Below are 16,801 nucleotides of genomic sequence, written 5' to 3'. Positions count from 1 at the left end.
AGTAAATTGAAATTGCATTTAACATATATCTTAATGCTTAAAAATTAAGGCGGAGCCTGCTGAAGACTTAATATATTAAATTAAAAAACAAGTTATCTCTTATTTTATAGAAATATCCCGAAAGAGATAAGTTGGTCAGATGATTTCCTTTTAAGAATCTTGCATTTTATATATGTTATATACATAAAAGTAATCACAAAATTATTTAACAGGTAACTTTATTTTTAATGCAATGAATAGTCAATAAGGTTACTAAGTTTTTACAGTCTACGACTTACCTTATTTATTAAAAAAGTCAAGGTAAAACATATAAACAATAAGAATTAAGAAAGCTACGCTTTTTTTATATAGCTATATTTATAATACATTATAAGCAATTCATCATAATTAGAAGAATACATTTACTACACAACTTTTTAGGCATTAGATATTCTTAATAAACGGTTGGCTTTTATACACCATATATCTAGAGATGCGGACTCAGCCTAAAAAGTTGTGTCACAATGTACTTATACAAAGCATTTTGAATTAAAATTAAAGATTTTTTCCTTTAGCTCTTAAAAAATCAAGAAAATCTTCTTTGCTCTTATTTATTATTAGTTCTTCAGGCATATCTATTTGCTTTAATACTTTTATTGCAGCATCAAAACCACCTATGCGATAGGCAAAATGGGAATCGCTGTTTAGTATTATTTTTACGCCATGTTCTTTACATAGGCTAGCAATTCTAGAACAATTTTTTTCACTGCCTATTCTTGAACTTATAAAGGAACTATTATTTATTTCAATAAGTATATTTTTTTCTTTTGCTTTTTTTACTATTTCTTCTTCATGAATTGGAAATTTAGGATTACCAGAATGACCTAAAATGTGTACATTAGGATTATCCATAGCCTTCAATAGAGCAGTAGTAGTTAAATCAGGATTGTTATTTCCTTTCATTATAGGTTCATGGATACTAGCTATAAGTATATCTAAATTTTTTTGCATATCCATTGGTAAATCAAGATTTCCTTCAAGATCTATAATATTCGCTTCACATCCATAAAGCATAGTTACACCAAAAAGTTCTCTAGGAAGTACTTTAAGGTTTCCAAAATACCATTCATGAGGAGCACCAGGCATAGAAGGACCATGATCTGTTGTTCCTAAAAGTTGTAGACCTATTTCACTAGCATATTTAGCATTTTCTAATAAAGTAGAATAAGCATGCCCACTTACTATAGTATGAGTATGTACATCAAGAACATATTTCATTTAAATTAACTCCTTTCAAAATTAAAACAATTTTATTATATATTACATATTACAATTTATAGCTGTGTTATTGAGTTTTATATTTTAATAATTTGAATTAAAATATAAAATTATGTACTATATAATATTTTACTATAAAATATTAATTCTATAGTAATTGTATGAAAATTGCTGTGCAATTTTTTTTGTATAACATAGCAAGATATTTAATAATTAATTTTGAATATATACGGGAAAATAATCTTATAATATTAAATAATTTTAATTATTGAAGAAATATTGACAATGATTAAGTGTAATCGTAATATAATATTATAGATTACGATTGTAATTAATGGGAGGATTAAAATATGAGTAATATACCTAAAATATCTGAAGCAGAATGGGAAATAATGAAGATTATATGGAACAAAAACCCTTGTACTGCAAATGAAATAATAAAATATTTAGAAGGCAGCACTGAATGGAAACCTAAAACAGTTAAATCACTTATAAGTAGACTTTTAAAAAAGAATGCTATAAGTTTTAATGAAGAAGGCAGAACATATTATTATTATCCTTTGGTTAATGAGAAGGAATGTATAAAGGAAGAAAGTAAATCTTTTATACAAAGAGTATATAATGGTGCTGCTAAAAATATGTTATTGAATTTTATTGAGGACAATAAATTGACGGAAGAGGACATAGATGACTTGAAACGTATATTAGATGATAGGAAGTAGAGATTATGTTTCATTTAATGATCTTATATAAATGGGTATTATACTTATCATTTTCAGCTAGTACACTGATTTTAATTACTTTTCTTATAATAAGAATTTTAAAAGGAAAACTAAGGCTGCAAATTCAATATGCAATGTGGATTTTTATTTTAATAAGACTAATTGTACCAATATTACCTCAAAGTTCATTTAGTCTATTTAATATGTCACCAGTTTTTTTTAATAGACCACCAGTTGTATCTGCTATAGATAAATTTGATTATGATCAGTATTTTACTGAAAATTTAGATGAGAATGCAGTAAGAAATATTCAGGTTAATAAGGAGTATTTTTATTTAAATCCAAATATGCTTACAAAAGAAATGTCAATGCCATTATCAACTATAAAATTAACACTTATATTATGGAGTATAGGGGTTATTTTAGGTATTCTATATATGGTTATGGCATATGTAACATGTGTAAACAAGGTAAATAAGTGTAAACAATTAGTGGATCATAGAATTATAGATATTTTAGAAAAATGTAAAAGGAATATGAAAATAAAAACAAAAATAGTCGTTGTTAAAGGACAAGATATTAAAACTCCAGCAATTTTTGGCCTTTTCAATCCTAAGATATTAATGCCAGAAAGTATAATTGAAGAAATGAATGACAATGATATTAGACATATATTTCTTCATGAACTTTCACATTACAAAAGAAAAGATGTTTTGACTAACTATGTTATTAAAATAGTTAATATAGTCTATTGGTTTAATCCATTTGTATGGTACCTTACAAAAAGGATGAAAAAAGATATGGAATTATGTTGTGATTCCTTAGCACTTTCTTATTTAGAAAATGATAAGCTAAAGGAATATGGATATACCATGATAAACCTTATTAAGTATTCTAAATTTAATACAAAGAAAGAATTAAATATGGCAGTTGGTATTTCAGTAAATGCTGAGGATATGGTTAGAAGAATAAATGTCATAAAACAATTTAAAAGAAGTTCGCCTAGGGTAATTATAACTTCAATGATTATTTTATCAGTTTTAGGAATTACTATGCTTACAGAAGGGAAAATAGATAATGTGTTTTCCAGCAATTTATTTTTCAATGATGTCAATAATAATATAGGTTCTAAGTATGTAGTAGATGAACTGGGGAGAAATAGAATAATAGACAATACTTATTATTCCTATGAATATGATCCTGAAGTTGTTGGAAATTGGACATGCGTAGATTTTGTTGAGTATATATCAGATTTTAAAAAATCTAAGAGGTATTGTAAGGATGAACTATATATTAAAGAGCTTAAGTTTTTTAAAAATGGGACAACAGATAAAAAATGCTTCACATGGACAAAGGGTATGGTCATAGATAAAGAAGATAAAGTTTCAAGTGAATACCTTATAAAAGATATTGATGGAGAAACCTATATGTTTGTTCAATGGAAAAGTGGAGATTATGCTTATGGCGGCAAAAGACCAATGTACTATGTATTGAAAAAGGTTAATTAGTTTGCTTTATAACTTATAAAAAACAGCTTCCACTATTTTAAGTAGAAGCTGTTTTTTACATATGAGTTTTTATTTTAAGTTTGCGGCTTATTTCTATTTCGTTGAAATCTTCTCTCAAAGTTTTACTTAAGAAGTAAAAAGAAGTTAAGGCAGCAATGGCATCAGTTATAGGATAAGCAATCCAAGTACCTTTTATACCAAATAGCTCAACAAAGAGTATAGCTAAAGGTATGAATATTATAATTTCCCTATATATTGAAAGTAAAAAGCTTTTTTTCGCTTCACCAATTGCTTGATAATAATTTATTCCCATATAATATACTCCAGTTAGAGGTATTAAAGAAATACATAGTCTGAAAGCTTTAACCGTTTCGTTAAGTAAAGTAGAATCTTTTAAGAAAAATCCTATTATAGAATTTGAAAAGAACATAAAAATTAACCAAAAACCAAAGGAAGCTATTAGCACGGCTTTAATTGAAGTAATTAAAGCATTTTTAACTTTATCATAGTTTTTAGCACCAAAGTTATAAGCAACTATAGGCTGCATTGCAGAGCTTATTCCTATTATTGTTACAAATAAAAACATTGAAACTTTGGTTATTACTCCTACTATCACAATAGCAGCTTCTCCACCTTGAGAATAAAGAAGGTTATTTAATACTACAGAAACTAAAGCATCTTCAATTTCTATTATAAAGGTTGAAAATCCAATAGTTATTATACCAGTTAAAATTTCTCTGGTAATTGAAGTATGAATAGAATGCATTGAAAATTCAATATTAAAATCTCTTATAATATTTTTGAATTTATAAAAAGCAAAGCTAAAGGCAGTTATTTGAGAAATTACTGTGGATATGGCAGCTCCTTCGATTCCAAAGCCAAGCATAACTATTAATATATAATTGATTATTATATTTAAAACAGCGCCAATTAAGTTAGTATATAATAAAGCTCTAGTTTGTTTCAAAGAAATCATAATATAACAGGCTACTACTGATAAAGATTGAAAAATGCCGCCTAATAATATTATGGATACATATTTATTTACTAAGGCATAGGTTATGTCACTAGCTCCTAGTGTATAAAAAATAGGTTTTCTAAATACAAAAACAATAAATGAAACTAGCGTTAAGATAGTTAAAACTAAAGTTAAAGAAGTAACTATTATTCTTTTAAATTCTGAAATGTTATTTTCACCTAAGCTTCTAGCAGTATAAGTTGAAGTACCAACAGCTATTAAAAGACCAAGAGCTATAAGTAGCTTTTGAACAGGAAATGCTATGGTTATAGCTGCCAGGGAAGTAACTCCTATGTAGTGACCTACATATATTGTGTCTACAATGTTATAAAGTTCCGATACCAACAATGCAAATATAGCAGGTATAGCAAATTTAAAAAGGGTTGTTTTAATTTTTTCTTTTGCAAAAATATTACTGTCAATTTCCATAAATTTCACCTCAAATTTTAGAAAAGTAAGCTAGGACATTTAAAAGATAATCTTCGCTTACTTAACTCTTTAATTAAATTATAATGGTTTTGGGGGAAATTTACATTCACTTAGAGGTTCAGAAGAAAAGTACAATTATGAGGTGTTGAGAAAATAGACAAAATAAGAAAATAGCTTAATAACACCTGTTTTTAGGTATTATTAAGCCTCTTTTATCAAGATAAGTAAAGCTCCATAACCTTTAAGGGTGATTTGTAAGTTAAATACAGTACTTTTTTTCAGGTTTTTAAAATGTATAGTAGGAAAAGAGGCTTTATGAAGAATTTGTTTTTCCTCTTTACTCAATCTTTTAGGTTTTCCCATGTCAATCCAGTAGTTATATGAAGAACCAGATTTTTCATTTATTTCGTAAGTAGTTACTTTTATAGATGAAGGTATATTGACTATATTTAACGAAAGTTTTTGTGCAACAGCATTTTTTACAGCTCTAAGTTTTGAAAAACTTTTAAATGGAATAAGTTTATCTATGTCCTCATTATGGTTATAAAGTAAAATTTGATATTCCTTATGGGACTTTGTAACTATATATCCATCATTTTTTGCAACTAAGGTATCTCCTAGTTTGTTTAATAAGTAATATGCATAATAAGAAGGCTTTTTTATTCCTTTGTCATTTATAAGACCAGGATATCCAAAAAATACTTCATTAGTTAAGTTAAACTGTTTATCTAAAACATCAAAAGCTCTTAAAAAGTTCAAGGAATTTGTATTTCTTATTACGCTGTTAATGATGTATGGCATCATATATGCTGTATCGTAAATATAGTCTATACTATCATTAGCATAAAAGGGCTTATCAGATACTTCTAACTCATAATCCTTACACAAAAGTTCTACTATTTTATCTTGGGTAATATTTGATATAGTTGAACTAAATTGAAATTTAAAAGAATACAAATCCAAATTGTCCAATTCTCCAAAATAGTTTAGGAAAGACTTTAAAGCTTTTAAGAAATCTTCAGTGGAAAAGTTTTTATTATCTAAAACTATAAGAGGTTTTATATTAAGTGTATCTAAAAATTCAAATACATCACTGGTTCTATTCCAATTATAAAATTTAGAACCCGGAAATATGCACATGTCTTGGCTAAAGACATTTAAAAGTCTGGCATATTCAAAGCCTATTTCTTCCTGAAGAACTTCAAGTATGTCTTTATTATCTTCTAAAAGAAGGTCAAAAGCATCTCCTACGTTTAGCACATCTTTAAAGGACTTATGAAATTCTCCAATATCTTCACCCATGTTTATATCTATTTTTGTTATTTTATCCTCGTAATTAAATCTATCATAATCTTCTAGATAATAAGTTATATATTGAAGACTTTCATTTAAATCAAAAAATTTAAGTTTTTTTTGATTTTCAAAGGTTTCATCATCAACTTTAAATCTTTTCCTATATTGAAGAGGGGTATATTTATAATGAGCTTTAAAATGCTTATTAAAGTATCTAGTATGTGAAAATCCTACTTCCTCTGAAATTTCGGATATAGTTTTATCTGTATCTAAAAGAAGTTTTAAAGCTTCTTGAACTCTATTTGAATTTAACAAATCTGTAAAGCTTGAGCCTGTAACATCTTTTATTCCGTGAGATAAATAATCAGTACTTAAAAATTCTTTTTTTGCTATGTCTTGTAGTGTTATATTATCGTTAGAGTTATTAAATATGTATTTAGAAATTCTATGATATCTTTCTAATTGTTCTTCTTTTTCTTTTAAATCTTCATTTTCATACATTAAATAGTGAAAATTGTTTATAAGGTGGTAAAGAAGATCTATGAGAATAACTTGTATTTCTTTATCATAATTATCTTGTTTTTGAACTGCTTCACAGGTTATTTTAGCTAAAAATGTTCTTAAAGCATCGTATTTTTCACTTTCCTGAGCTCTGTCATCTGTAGTATTGGTGAAGAAGAACATATTTTCAATATCACTGTAGTATTTTTCAAAAAAATAAGAATCTATATGAAAAACTAAAACTTTATTATCTCTATCATTACTTACAATACTGTGAGGTTCATCTAAATTTATTATTTCTATGTCCTTTTCTATGAGTTCATAGTTATCTGAACTTATAGTGATATTGAGTTTACCCTTAAGGACATAGAGAATTTCTATGGAATTATGCCAATGCATGGGGTAATTTATTACATTCTCTAAAGATATTGAAACTGGCATATCGGAAGGATAAGTTATGTATTTTTTTCGCATAATTATCTCCTTTCTTTTAAGCTAATAATAAAAACGGTGAATTATTTAATGATTTTTTTAATTTATGATTAGTATAATATATAGAAAAACTTTTTTCAATTTGAAAAGCTATGAAATATAGGTTGTATAACTAAATTTCATAGCTTTTATTTACACTCATTATTTGTTTTAAAACAAACTTATTAATTGTAATATTAATTTTAGTTAGCTTTAGTTAAAGCAAGGTATCTAGCACCTTTTACGTATGCAGGATCAGCATCAGTGTGTTTATCAGGATTTTTTATAGCTATATAGAACAGTCTTGCACTTTTGGCATCTTGAGAAACCAATCTATTTACTACGCTGCCATTTGAATCATATTCCTCAAAAAGGTAGCAATCACCAGTATTATCTAATGGTTGGATTTTATATTTAAAAGTTTTGTTTGGCCATACTGCAGTAAGATCATCTTTGAATTCATATGTGTTATTAGCACCATCTAAAAATTTTCCTACAAAAGCAGCCTTGTTTATTGAGCTAACAAAATCTGTTTTAATGAAAGTTTCATTATTTAAAGATTTAGTGCCAGTAGCTATAGAAGCAAGAGAATTAAGAGTTATTGTATTATTACCAATGTCTATAGTAAAGAGGGTATCATACTCATCAGTTCCGTCCATGCCATAAAACAAATATTGGTTTTTAGATATTTTTTTGATTTTTTGAATATTTTCTAGTTGTGCATCATTTTTGTATGCTGTAATAAGTTGATATTTGCCAGAAGTTTTAGTATTAAAGTGAAGTATTTTACTATCATAAGGTATGGATACTTTCTTATCTTCTAAATAAATTTGTTTGTACCAATCGCCTTGAAGTTGTGATAATAAATAATCTACTTGAGCATCAGTTAAATCTGTATTATCTGCAATTGAATCTAAATATGAATTTGGAGCAGTAGATGTTCCTATAATACTATTAACAGCATTATCACTTATAACTCCTCTTTCACCTAATACATTTACATTTTTTACATCATTTTTACTAATAAAATTTGAAATAGTATCTATATTACTATTTCCTAATAGTATAATTGGATTCGATGATTTTCCTGCTAATGCTGAACCTGAAAGAGCATCTGCAAAGGCTGAATCACTGGCTACAAGTACTTTATTTAAGTCCAAATTTCCCTTAAAGTCATTTATTAATGCTAGATTTCTGCTGTATTTATCAGATTGACTATAAACTTTTGTTGCTTTTAGTTCATTAGAAATGTTACTGTCTAAAACATCAGCTCCACCTACTAATATTAAATCTTTATCTTTAGCACTTGCTGCATAATTTTTAACTGAAGCAGGAACGTAATTTTTGGCTACTAGTATGATAGGATATTGAAGTTTAGAAGCTATAGGAGCAGTACTTAAAGCGTCTTCAAAGGTATCGCCTGAAACAACAAACATACCAGAAGCATTGCCTCCAGTTAATTCCTTAGCAACCTTAATGGAAGTTTCATATCTATCTACTCCTCCAATTCTTTTACTGTTTATATTTATTGAACTTAGAGTATTTACTATATTATTGGAAATAACACCAGTACCTCCTATAATATAAACAGTTTTAACTCCTAATATCTGCAAACGTTCTTTAGTTAAAGTAGTTAAATTATTACCTTCAGTAAGCAAAATTGGTGCATTATTAAGTTTTTTAGCTAGTGGTGAAGCAGTAATAGCATCTGCAAACATATCAGAGTTAACCAAAATGGCATAATCAGATTGAGACCATCCATTCTGTACAATGGCATTACAGGTTCCATATCTATCTGAACCAGCTAGTCTAGTTACACTGGGTTTATTAGAATTAGCATTATTAGTGTCATTACTAGCAAAAACAGATGTTGGAAGTAATAAACCTGTACTAATTATAATTGAAGTGATTAATAATTTTATTTTTTTCATAAGATGTCCCCCTAAAAGTTTTTTTATATTAAAATTTACCATTAAACAATTAAATTAATGTAGGAAAGATAAAATTTAAATGTTCATGTACAATGATTTTACCATAAAAACACTTATATAGTAAATATATTAAGTAAATAATAAAGATTTTAATGAGCAATACTAGATATGGAGAAAAAATATTATTTTAAACGAAAGGAAGATAAAAGTATGGATTTTCCAAAAACAATACCACCTCAAAAGCAGGATAAACAACCAGGATTAGAGTCACTTATGAATCCAAAACCAATTTATGATAATGTAAATTACCAAGGAGCAAACAAATTAAGTAATAAAACTGCAGTAATTACAGGAGGGGACAGCGGAATTGGTAAAGCTGTAGCAGTTGCATATGCTAAGGAAGGTGCAAATGTAGCTATAGTGTATTTTGATGAACATGAGGATGCTAAGGAAACTCAAAAAATAATACAGGAAAAAGGGAGAAAATGTATGCTTATATCAGGGGATATAGGAGATGAAAGTTTTTGCATAAAAGCTGTAGAAAATGTAATAAAAGAATTTGGAAAGATAGATATACTTGTAAATAATGCAGCAGAGCAGCATCCTCAAAATAGTATAGAGGATATTACAAGTGAGCAGCTTGAAAAAACATTTAGAACTAATTTTTTTGGAATGTTTTATATGACAAAAGCAGTTATGCCTCATTTAAAGGATGGAAGTACAATTATTAATACATCTTCTATTACAGCCTATAAAGGTGATAAAATTTTGATAGATTATTCTGCGACAAAAGGAGCTGTAACTTCTTTTACCAGATCAATGGCACTTTCGCTAGCAAGCAGGAATATAAGAGTAAATTCTGTAGCACCAGGGCCAATTTGGACACCTCTTATTCCATCTTCATTTACTGCAGAGCAAGTTGGAAAATTTGGTACTGATACGGAAATGGGTAGACCAGGGCAGCCTGTGGAGCTAGCTCAAGCTTATGTATTTTTAGCTTGTGAAGATTCCAGTTTTGTTTCAGGTGAAACTCTACATGTAAATGGCGGAAAAATGGTTAATGCATAAATTAGAATAGGTTAAGATGGGAGATAAGGAAGTGCTTAAAGTAAAAAAGATGAGGAGTTGCATTAATAATATATTGTAGTGTTTATTATTAGTACAACAGCATCATCTTTTTTATGTTTAATTATTCTATTTTAAAGCTTCCGCAGTCTGTACCTTCAACGTTCGTTGCAGCATATTCGTGTTTAGTAACTTTAATTTTGTCTAAAGTACAATAATCCTCATTATGTGCATGGAATTTACATTCAGAAACAATACAGCCTATACTATTATTCTTTTCCATAAACAGTACCTCCAAATTTATTTTTTAAAATTCTGTGATATTATTGTGTGATATTAACTTATATATATTCATGGTAGTTTTTATAATTAAGGGATTATCTTTTATATAAAATATTCCATAGTTTAACTATAATGCTATAATATAATAAAAAAATATAATTAGCTGTTTAAAATAATGAAAATGAAATTTTTAGATTAAATTAAGTGAGGTTGTATAAATAATGTACATATTGAGAAAATCCTTAGTAGTTTTTAAATATTTATTCTTAGTGCTTGTATTTGTTGATATTCATCATGGATTTAATAAGAAAGTTTCAATTATGATACTATTATTTTTGTTTAGTATAATTATTATGATTAATGATTATGTAAGAAATAAGATATTAAATAAAAATTCTGAGTATAGAGGTATATCATTAATTTTTACTATTTGTGGAGCAGCAGTGCTAAGATATTTTGTAAGAGGCTTAGGAGCCAGTGGATATATATTCTTTTCCTTAGCTGAACTTTTTGGAGTAAAGGGAAAATTGTTAAAAATTTTTTTCTTAATTCATGGAACTTCATTTTTTATAGTATCTATTTTAAGTATAGGAATTCCTAACACTGTAGATAAAATGTCAGATATGGGAATAACAATAATAAGCTATTTTGCTGTTGCTAGTATAATATATTCTATAAAAATGATTCAAATGGAAAAAGAAGAAACAAAGCAGTTAAATGAGAAATTAAAATTGGCAAATATAAAATTACAAGAATACTCTCTTAAAGTTGAAGATTTGACTATCTCTAAAGAAAGAAGGAGAGTTGCTCAAGAATTACATGATTCTTTAGGACATTCACTTATGGCACTAACTATGCATTTAGAATTTGCAAAAAAAGTTATGGATTCTAAACCTGATAAGGTTAAGGGTGTATTGGAAAAATCAGAAAAGATTGCAAAGGATAGTGTTAATGATTTACGAAAGGCTGTTAATGCTCTTAAGGAAGAAAGAGAAATAGAACATCTTAATGAATCTATAAAAAAACTTATTGATAACTTTGAGATAGCTGGAGGAGTAAAAATTAATTTTAATGGGGATATGAGTGTTGATAATGTAGATATAAATATTAAAAATTCAATATATAAAACCATAAGGGAAGCTTTAACAAATAGCATAAAGCATGGACAAGCAACTGAAATTAATATAAATATGGTAAAGAGCAGTGAAGGCATAAATTTAATAATAAGTAATAATGGAATTCGATGTGATAAAATTATAAAGTCTAATGGATTAAATGGAATTGAAAATAGAATAGGTTTGTTAAATGGAAGAGTAAATTATTTTAGCGGGAAAAATTCAGGATTTAGTATAGAAGCCAATATTCCAATATAATAGGAGTGTGACAAGTTGTGATAAATATATTACTAGTTGATGATCAGGAAATTGTAAGAGAAGGAATTAAAATGATTTTAAGCTTGGATGAAGAAATAAATATCATAGGAGAGGCTGAAAATGGAAGAGAATTAATGTCATTTTTAGAAAAACAAATACCAGATGTTATTCTCATGGATGTTAGGATGCCTGTGATGGATGGGGTAGAGGCTACTAAACTTGTTAAAGAACAATATAAAGATGTAAAAGTAATTATTTTAACTACTTTTACTGAAGATGAATACATATTTAAAGGAATTAAAAATGGAGCAGATGGGTATATATTAAAGGATGCTGGTTCAGAGGATATAATAAAAGCAATAAAAACTGCTTATAATGGTAATATACTTCTTAACCCTGAAGTAGCAGCAAAGATAGTTAAGGCATATAAGTCCATAAGTACTGAAAAACAAAATCTTGATAAATATAAAACACAAAAATATAAATTAGATTTGCTTACCAAGAGAGAAATGGATGTGGCAAAATTAGTAGCTGAAGGTAAAAGTAATAAGGATATTTGCAAAGTTCTTTTTTTATCAGAAGGTACAGTTAAAAATTATGTTACAAAAATATTTGAAAAGCTTCAATTAAATAGTAGAACGGAATTGGCTGTTTTTATTAGTCAAATACAACTATATTAAAAAACTTTTAAGGGAGATGGATTTATGGATAAGCTATTAGAATGTAAAGTTGTGAAAATTGAAAATGGTGAAAGTAGCTGCATTAATGAATTAGTAGTATGTGAGTATCCTCTAACGATTTGTCTTAATGGAAAAAAGATAGCTACACTTCTTTGTAGCCCTGAAAAACTTAAAGAGTTAACTTTAGGATTTTTATCAACAGAAGGTATTATAGAAAGCTTGGAAGATATAAAATATTTTAAATTAGATGATGTTAAAGCTTTAGTTGAAGTAGAAACTTTTGATAAAAATGTTTTTAGAAAAAGCTTTTATTCAAAAAAGGTTGAATTAGACAATTTAAAAGATAATAATTTAAAAGATTTTAAAAACTTTTTACAGTGTATAGATTGTACACCAGTAGTTAGTAAAATAACTTTAAAAGCAAACAAGGTTTTCGAATTTATGAAAAAAAATCTTGATTTTTCGGAAATCTTTAAAAAAACAGGAGGGTTACATTGTGTTGCCCTTAGTGATACGGAAGATATAATTATTATTTCAGAGGATGTAGCACGTCATAATGCATTAGATAAAGTGGTAGGAGAAGGGCTTTTAAAAAAAATTTTTTTTAAGGATAAAATTTTAATACTCAGCGGCAGAGTATCCCTTGAAATGCTTTTAAAGGCAGCTAAACTTCAAATACCAGTTATTATATCTAAATCTGCGCCAACTAGCTTATCTGTTGCTTTAGCAAAAAAGCTTAATATTACATTAGTGGGGTTTGTGAGAGGGAATAAAATGAATATATATGCGGGTGAAGAAAGAATTAACTATTAATTATTCACTCTTAACTTAACATATAGTATGTTTGCTGTAATTAGAGAAGTAATAGGTATTATGAGTATAATGCCTATTCCACCACATAATATCTGAAACACTTCTGAACAAAATACCTTTGCATTTATTATAGATGACATTGAATAATGGAGTTCGTTAAAATAAATAATTAATGTCATAAATCCTCCTATATATGCAAAAAGTAATGTATTTGTCATAGTTCCCAAAATATCTTTCCCAATATTCATCCCAGATTTCAATATAGCAGCTTTGCTTATTGATGGATCCTGTTTATACAGTTCATACATGAAAGAGGATATAGAAATAGATACATCAATTATTGCGCCTAATAATCCAATTAAAACTTGGCATATAACTATTTGTGAAAAATTCAATTGTACATAAAGGGATAGTGCGGAAATTGTTTCAGATTGTTCTACACCAAAGCCTTGTATTTTTGCATTACTTCCTATGTCATATGTAATAAGCATGGTTATAAATATGACTAAGGTAACTGAAAAAAGTGCTGAAACTGTCTTTTTATTTAATCCATTAATATAAAATAAAGTAACATAGGTAATGGTTATACATCCCACAAAAGTTATTTTAATTGGATCCATTTTAGCAGCAATGAGTATGAGCATAAAAAACAAAATTGAGAAGTTAAAAATTAATGTAAAAAATGATTTTATCCCTCTTTTGCCACCTATGATCACCATTAAAGCAAACAATATAATTAATAGTACTATTGATACATTCATAGCTTTAAAATACTCCAATCTTATGATTTTTAAAAAGTATTACGGATATGTAAATAGTAATAGGTATACTTAGGATAATTCCTATACTTCCAGTAAGGGCACGTACAAATTCAAGTGAAAGATTTATACTAATAATGTAGAAAAATGAAAAATTATTTTTTAATAAAAGCAGTATAAGTGGAATGCTGCCGCTAATATATGCGAAAACTAAAGTATTTGTCATGGTTCCCATAATATCTTTTCCAATTTCTTTACCCGAGTTAATAAGAACTTTACTTTCAATGTTTGGGTTTTTATCACATAATTCTTTTATAGAAGAGGAAATAGAAATTGCAATATCCATTATTGAACCCAAAGTACCTATAAGAATTTCAATATAAAATATTTGTTCTGGTGGATGAGTAAGAAACTCCATTTCTTCAAATTTAATGCCGTTCCAGTGATTTAACTGTATTACAAAAACAGCTATCAACATTGATAAAAGAGTTCCTGCTATTGTTCCAAGTACAGCAGAAAGAGTTTTTTTATTTGTCCCACATACAATTGATATGGATAAAATAACAAACAATAAACTAGCTATTATAGAAATAAATATGAGATTGTAGCCATGTATAAACAATTTAATTATAATGCAAAAAATTATGATGTTAATAATTACGCTGGCTAAAGAACGAAATCCTTTAAAACCACCCACTAACAAAATTAAAAATATAAATATGGATGTAATATATACAACGTATTTATCTCTTTTAAGATCAAGTATTTTTGCAGAAGTTATTTTATTATTTGCATCTTGCTGTGTTGATATAAAAACCTCGTCACCAACTTTTAAATTTAAATTGTTGACTCCAGAATAAGAAGAGGAATTTTCAAGTCCAATTTCCTGCCCTTTAAATTTTCCATTCATAATTATTGACTTAATTTGCTGTTTTGTTATTTGTTCAATGTCACCGTTCATATTGGTAATTTTAGATGGAGTTTCTTTTATATATGTTATCTTTGCTATAGTTTTGTCATAATAGTTTTCATTGTTTGATGTAAAACAGTAAATAATCACACAAATAAATACTAATGATATAGCAACTATGGAAGTAAATTTATTTTTCTTTAATAATGACAGTACTTTTTCCATAATTTAAGTAACTCCTTTTTACTCAAAGTGTGTTTTTGTTGATATTTTTATTTGAAAAATATTTCATATAATATAGTATGAGCTGCAATTTAAAATTGAAGCTCATTACTTAGATTACTTTGATTTTAATAATAACACATTGAAGTAAGTACGTAAATTATTATTGTTCCTTATTATATTAAACTTACTGGCATATAGTTATATGTCTTTTAAATTTACCTTTAGCAACAAAACATTTATCAATAATATTAAAACCAGATGAAAGAATATATTTATCCATATTTTCAAAAGTAACAATTACCATTTTATTTGATATTTTACGAGCAGTTTTTATTATAGCTACTTGATCTTCAAGTGTAGTTGATGAAAATAGACCATAAGGTAAATCTATAATTGATACATCAAAGTTATCTTTTATATCATGCATATTTCCAGTAGTAATTACATTTTTACAGCAAAAGTACTCTAGATTTTTTTTTGCATTTGCAGCAATCATAGGATTTATTTCCCAGCCTTTCGTATCAATTCCTAAGGACAGAGCTTCTATAATAACTGTTCCAATACCACAACAAGGATCAACTAATTTATAATCTAATTTATTGCAAACAGCGATGTTTACTATTGCTCTTGCAATTCTTGAATCAAGTGCATTAGAATATGAGTATGGCTTTCTGTTATGGAATTTCCATTCAGGATTATTTTTTTCATATCTGCCAAATATCCATTTTTCATTTACTCTTGTTATACCAAAGAGTAATTCAGGATTTTTCATTTCAGCTTCTCCTGTTATATTTTGGCCAATTTTATATTCTATTTTACGCCTCTTTTCATAACTAAGGATTTCATCACCATAATTCACATAAGAAACTTTGAAGTTTTCATATGCCAGTTTATCTACTGTAATTTTATGAATTATATCCTCTAAGGATTTTCCTGTATACATTATAGATATAGATTCTTTTATAAATGGACTTCTAGATGTGGCAATATAGTGATAAGAAAAAAAATGTTTTTTATCTGGAACTTTATTGAAAAGACATTTCATTTCCATTTTGCACAAGCTTTCTTCATCTTGAGCAAAATTAATTATATAAAAATAGGGTTTAATTTTGTTATTAAAATTTACCTTTGGTTTCATATCCATAGGTATTAATTTAAACATAAGCACACCTCTTGTGATATAAATGAAAGAAATCCCCTTAAATTTGAGGATTTTTTCATTTAACATATTAAATTCCTTTAATTTTACCTTTAAGTGCTTTTATACGGTCATTTACATAGCTAATAAGTTTTCTTTTGTCATTTTTTACGCTGTTAGGAGCATTAGAAACTATAGTAATAATATCTAATTTACTTCCTTTTACTTCTTTAGCAACTTCATAGCCTAAGTAAATATTTTTTGTTTTCCAATAGGCATTGTTAAACTCATCTGCTTGTTGTTTAGTATAATATCCTTTTTCAATACCAAATTGGAATAAATCAGCTGCTGCTTCTAATTCGTCTAAGTTTTCAGCTTCTAAAGTTTCATTAATGAGACTTTGAAATGTTTTCATTAATAGCCTCCC

At 27.3% G+C, this 16,801-nt stretch carries 15 protein-coding genes; 6 read left to right on the top strand and 9 right to left on the bottom strand.

All coding sequences use genetic code 11. The annotated features are described in order from the left end of the window. Positions 1–534 precede the first annotated feature (534 nt). On the bottom strand, positions 535–1,257 hold the full coding sequence (locus Ccar_RS13545) for a phosphatase (RefSeq protein ID WP_007060842.1): 723 nt from the start codon (positions 1,255–1,257) through the stop codon (positions 535–537). 350 nt (positions 1,258–1,607) lie between these two features. On the opposite strand from Ccar_RS13545, the gene Ccar_RS13540 reads away from it, so the two are divergent. Beyond that, positions 1,608–1,979: a BlaI/MecI/CopY family transcriptional regulator gene (locus Ccar_RS13540; RefSeq protein WP_007060843.1), complete on the top strand. Its 372-nt coding sequence runs from the start codon at positions 1,608–1,610 to the stop codon at positions 1,977–1,979. 5 nt (positions 1,980–1,984) lie between these two features. Further along, positions 1,985–3,487, top strand: a complete 1,503-nt coding sequence (locus Ccar_RS13535; protein WP_007060844.1) for a M56 family metallopeptidase — start codon at positions 1,985–1,987, stop codon at positions 3,485–3,487. A 55-nt stretch (positions 3,488–3,542) separates the two neighbouring features. Here Ccar_RS13535 and Ccar_RS13530 read toward each other — a convergent pair whose 3' ends face one another. From Ccar_RS13530 to Ccar_RS26090, 3 genes are all read right to left on the bottom strand, one after another. Continuing rightward, on the bottom strand, positions 3,543–4,934 hold the full coding sequence (locus tag Ccar_RS13530; protein ID WP_007060845.1) for an MATE family efflux transporter: 1,392 nt from the start codon (positions 4,932–4,934) through the stop codon (positions 3,543–3,545). Positions 4,935–5,135: 201 nt separating this feature from the next. Beyond that, positions 5,136–7,202, bottom strand: a complete 2,067-nt coding sequence (locus Ccar_RS13525; protein ID WP_048030089.1) for a helix-turn-helix domain-containing protein — start codon at positions 7,200–7,202, stop codon at positions 5,136–5,138. Positions 7,203–7,402: 200 nt separating this feature from the next. Next, on the bottom strand, positions 7,403–9,130 hold the full coding sequence (locus Ccar_RS26090; RefSeq protein ID WP_007064922.1) for a cell wall-binding repeat-containing protein: 1,728 nt from the start codon (positions 9,128–9,130) through the stop codon (positions 7,403–7,405). A gap of 168 nt (positions 9,131–9,298) precedes the next feature. Between Ccar_RS26090 and Ccar_RS13515 the strand changes: the two genes are divergently transcribed. Continuing rightward, on the top strand, positions 9,299–10,198 hold the full coding sequence (locus tag Ccar_RS13515; protein ID WP_007060849.1) for an SDR family oxidoreductase: 900 nt from the start codon (positions 9,299–9,301) through the stop codon (positions 10,196–10,198). 121 nt (positions 10,199–10,319) lie between these two features. Here Ccar_RS13515 and Ccar_RS26375 read toward each other — a convergent pair whose 3' ends face one another. Then, positions 10,320–10,478: a DUF1540 domain-containing protein gene (locus Ccar_RS26375; protein WP_007060850.1), complete on the bottom strand. Its 159-nt coding sequence runs from the start codon at positions 10,476–10,478 to the stop codon at positions 10,320–10,322. Between the two features lie 220 nt (positions 10,479–10,698). Between Ccar_RS26375 and Ccar_RS13510 the strand changes: the two genes are divergently transcribed. The 3 genes from Ccar_RS13510 to fdhD are packed head-to-tail and all read left to right on the top strand — an operon-like array spanning position 10,699 to position 13,343. Continuing rightward, entirely contained in the window at positions 10,699–11,850 is a 1,152-nt protein-coding gene (locus Ccar_RS13510; RefSeq protein ID WP_007060851.1) for a sensor histidine kinase, read from the top strand. 17 nt (positions 11,851–11,867) lie between these two features. Continuing rightward, complete coding sequence (locus tag Ccar_RS13505; RefSeq protein ID WP_007060852.1) at positions 11,868–12,530, top strand: response regulator transcription factor; 663 nt, start codon at positions 11,868–11,870, stop codon at positions 12,528–12,530. A gap of 24 nt (positions 12,531–12,554) precedes the next feature. Then, positions 12,555–13,343, top strand: a complete 789-nt coding sequence (fdhD, locus tag Ccar_RS13500) for a formate dehydrogenase accessory sulfurtransferase FdhD (RefSeq protein ID WP_007064923.1) — start codon at positions 12,555–12,557, stop codon at positions 13,341–13,343. Here fdhD and Ccar_RS13495 read toward each other — a convergent pair. The 4 genes from Ccar_RS13495 to Ccar_RS13480 all read right to left on the bottom strand — a co-directional run bounded on the left by Ccar_RS13495 (position 13,340) and on the right by Ccar_RS13480 (position 16,789). Then, the gene (locus Ccar_RS13495; RefSeq protein WP_007060855.1) at positions 13,340–14,104 is read right to left on the bottom strand and encodes a YibE/F family protein; all 765 of its coding nucleotides are present in this window, start codon (positions 14,102–14,104) and stop codon (positions 13,340–13,342) included. The two genes, fdhD and Ccar_RS13495, sit on opposite strands and share 4 nt — an antisense overlap. 4 nt (positions 14,105–14,108) lie before the next feature. Then, entirely contained in the window at positions 14,109–15,236 is a 1,128-nt protein-coding gene (locus tag Ccar_RS13490; protein ID WP_007060856.1) for a YibE/F family protein, read from the bottom strand. Positions 15,237–15,420: 184 nt separating this feature from the next. Continuing rightward, positions 15,421–16,398, bottom strand: coding sequence for a TRM11 family SAM-dependent methyltransferase (locus tag Ccar_RS13485; protein WP_007064924.1), 978 nt, complete (start codon positions 16,396–16,398; stop codon positions 15,421–15,423). A gap of 67 nt (positions 16,399–16,465) precedes the next feature. Further along, entirely contained in the window at positions 16,466–16,789 is a 324-nt protein-coding gene (locus Ccar_RS13480) for a hypothetical protein (RefSeq protein WP_007060859.1), read from the bottom strand. Between the last annotated feature and the right edge of the window lie 12 nt (positions 16,790–16,801).

Source organism: Clostridium carboxidivorans P7, from assembly GCF_001038625.1.
Taxonomy (GTDB): domain Bacteria; phylum Bacillota; class Clostridia; order Clostridiales; family Clostridiaceae; genus Clostridium_AM; species Clostridium_AM carboxidivorans.
This window is presented reverse-complemented; position numbering and strand designations above follow the sequence as displayed.

Bases quoted from the DNA above. Each gene is read 5' to 3' on its own strand.
- Ccar_RS13495 (WP_007060855.1), bottom strand. From the start codon at position 14,104: ATGAATGTATCAATAGTACTATTAATTATATTGTTTGCTTTAATGGTG.
- Ccar_RS13490 (WP_007060856.1), bottom strand. From the start codon at position 15,236: ATGGAAAAAGTACTGTCATTATTAAAGAAAAATAAATTTACTTCCATA.
- Ccar_RS13525 (WP_048030089.1), bottom strand. From the start codon at position 7,202: ATGCGAAAAAAATACATAACTTATCCTTCCGATATGCCAGTTTCAATA.
- Ccar_RS13540 (WP_007060843.1), top strand. From the start codon at position 1,608: ATGAGTAATATACCTAAAATATCTGAAGCAGAATGGGAAATAATGAAG.
- Ccar_RS13510 (WP_007060851.1), top strand. From the start codon at position 10,699: ATGTACATATTGAGAAAATCCTTAGTAGTTTTTAAATATTTATTCTTA.
- Ccar_RS13485 (WP_007064924.1), bottom strand. From the start codon at position 16,398: ATGTTTAAATTAATACCTATGGATATGAAACCAAAGGTAAATTTTAAT.
- fdhD (WP_007064923.1), top strand. From the start codon at position 12,555: ATGGATAAGCTATTAGAATGTAAAGTTGTGAAAATTGAAAATGGTGAA.
- Ccar_RS13535 (WP_007060844.1), top strand. From the start codon at position 1,985: ATGTTTCATTTAATGATCTTATATAAATGGGTATTATACTTATCATTT.
- Ccar_RS26090 (WP_007064922.1), bottom strand. From the start codon at position 9,130: ATGAAAAAAATAAAATTATTAATCACTTCAATTATAATTAGTACAGGT.
- Ccar_RS13545 (WP_007060842.1), bottom strand. From the start codon at position 1,257: ATGAAATATGTTCTTGATGTACATACTCATACTATAGTAAGTGGGCAT.
- Ccar_RS13515 (WP_007060849.1), top strand. From the start codon at position 9,299: ATGGAGAAAAAATATTATTTTAAACGAAAGGAAGATAAAAGTATGGAT.
- Ccar_RS13480 (WP_007060859.1), bottom strand. From the start codon at position 16,789: ATGAAAACATTTCAAAGTCTCATTAATGAAACTTTAGAAGCTGAAAAC.
- Ccar_RS26375 (WP_007060850.1), bottom strand. From the start codon at position 10,478: ATGGAAAAGAATAATAGTATAGGCTGTATTGTTTCTGAATGTAAATTC.
- Ccar_RS13530 (WP_007060845.1), bottom strand. From the start codon at position 4,934: ATGGAAATTGACAGTAATATTTTTGCAAAAGAAAAAATTAAAACAACC.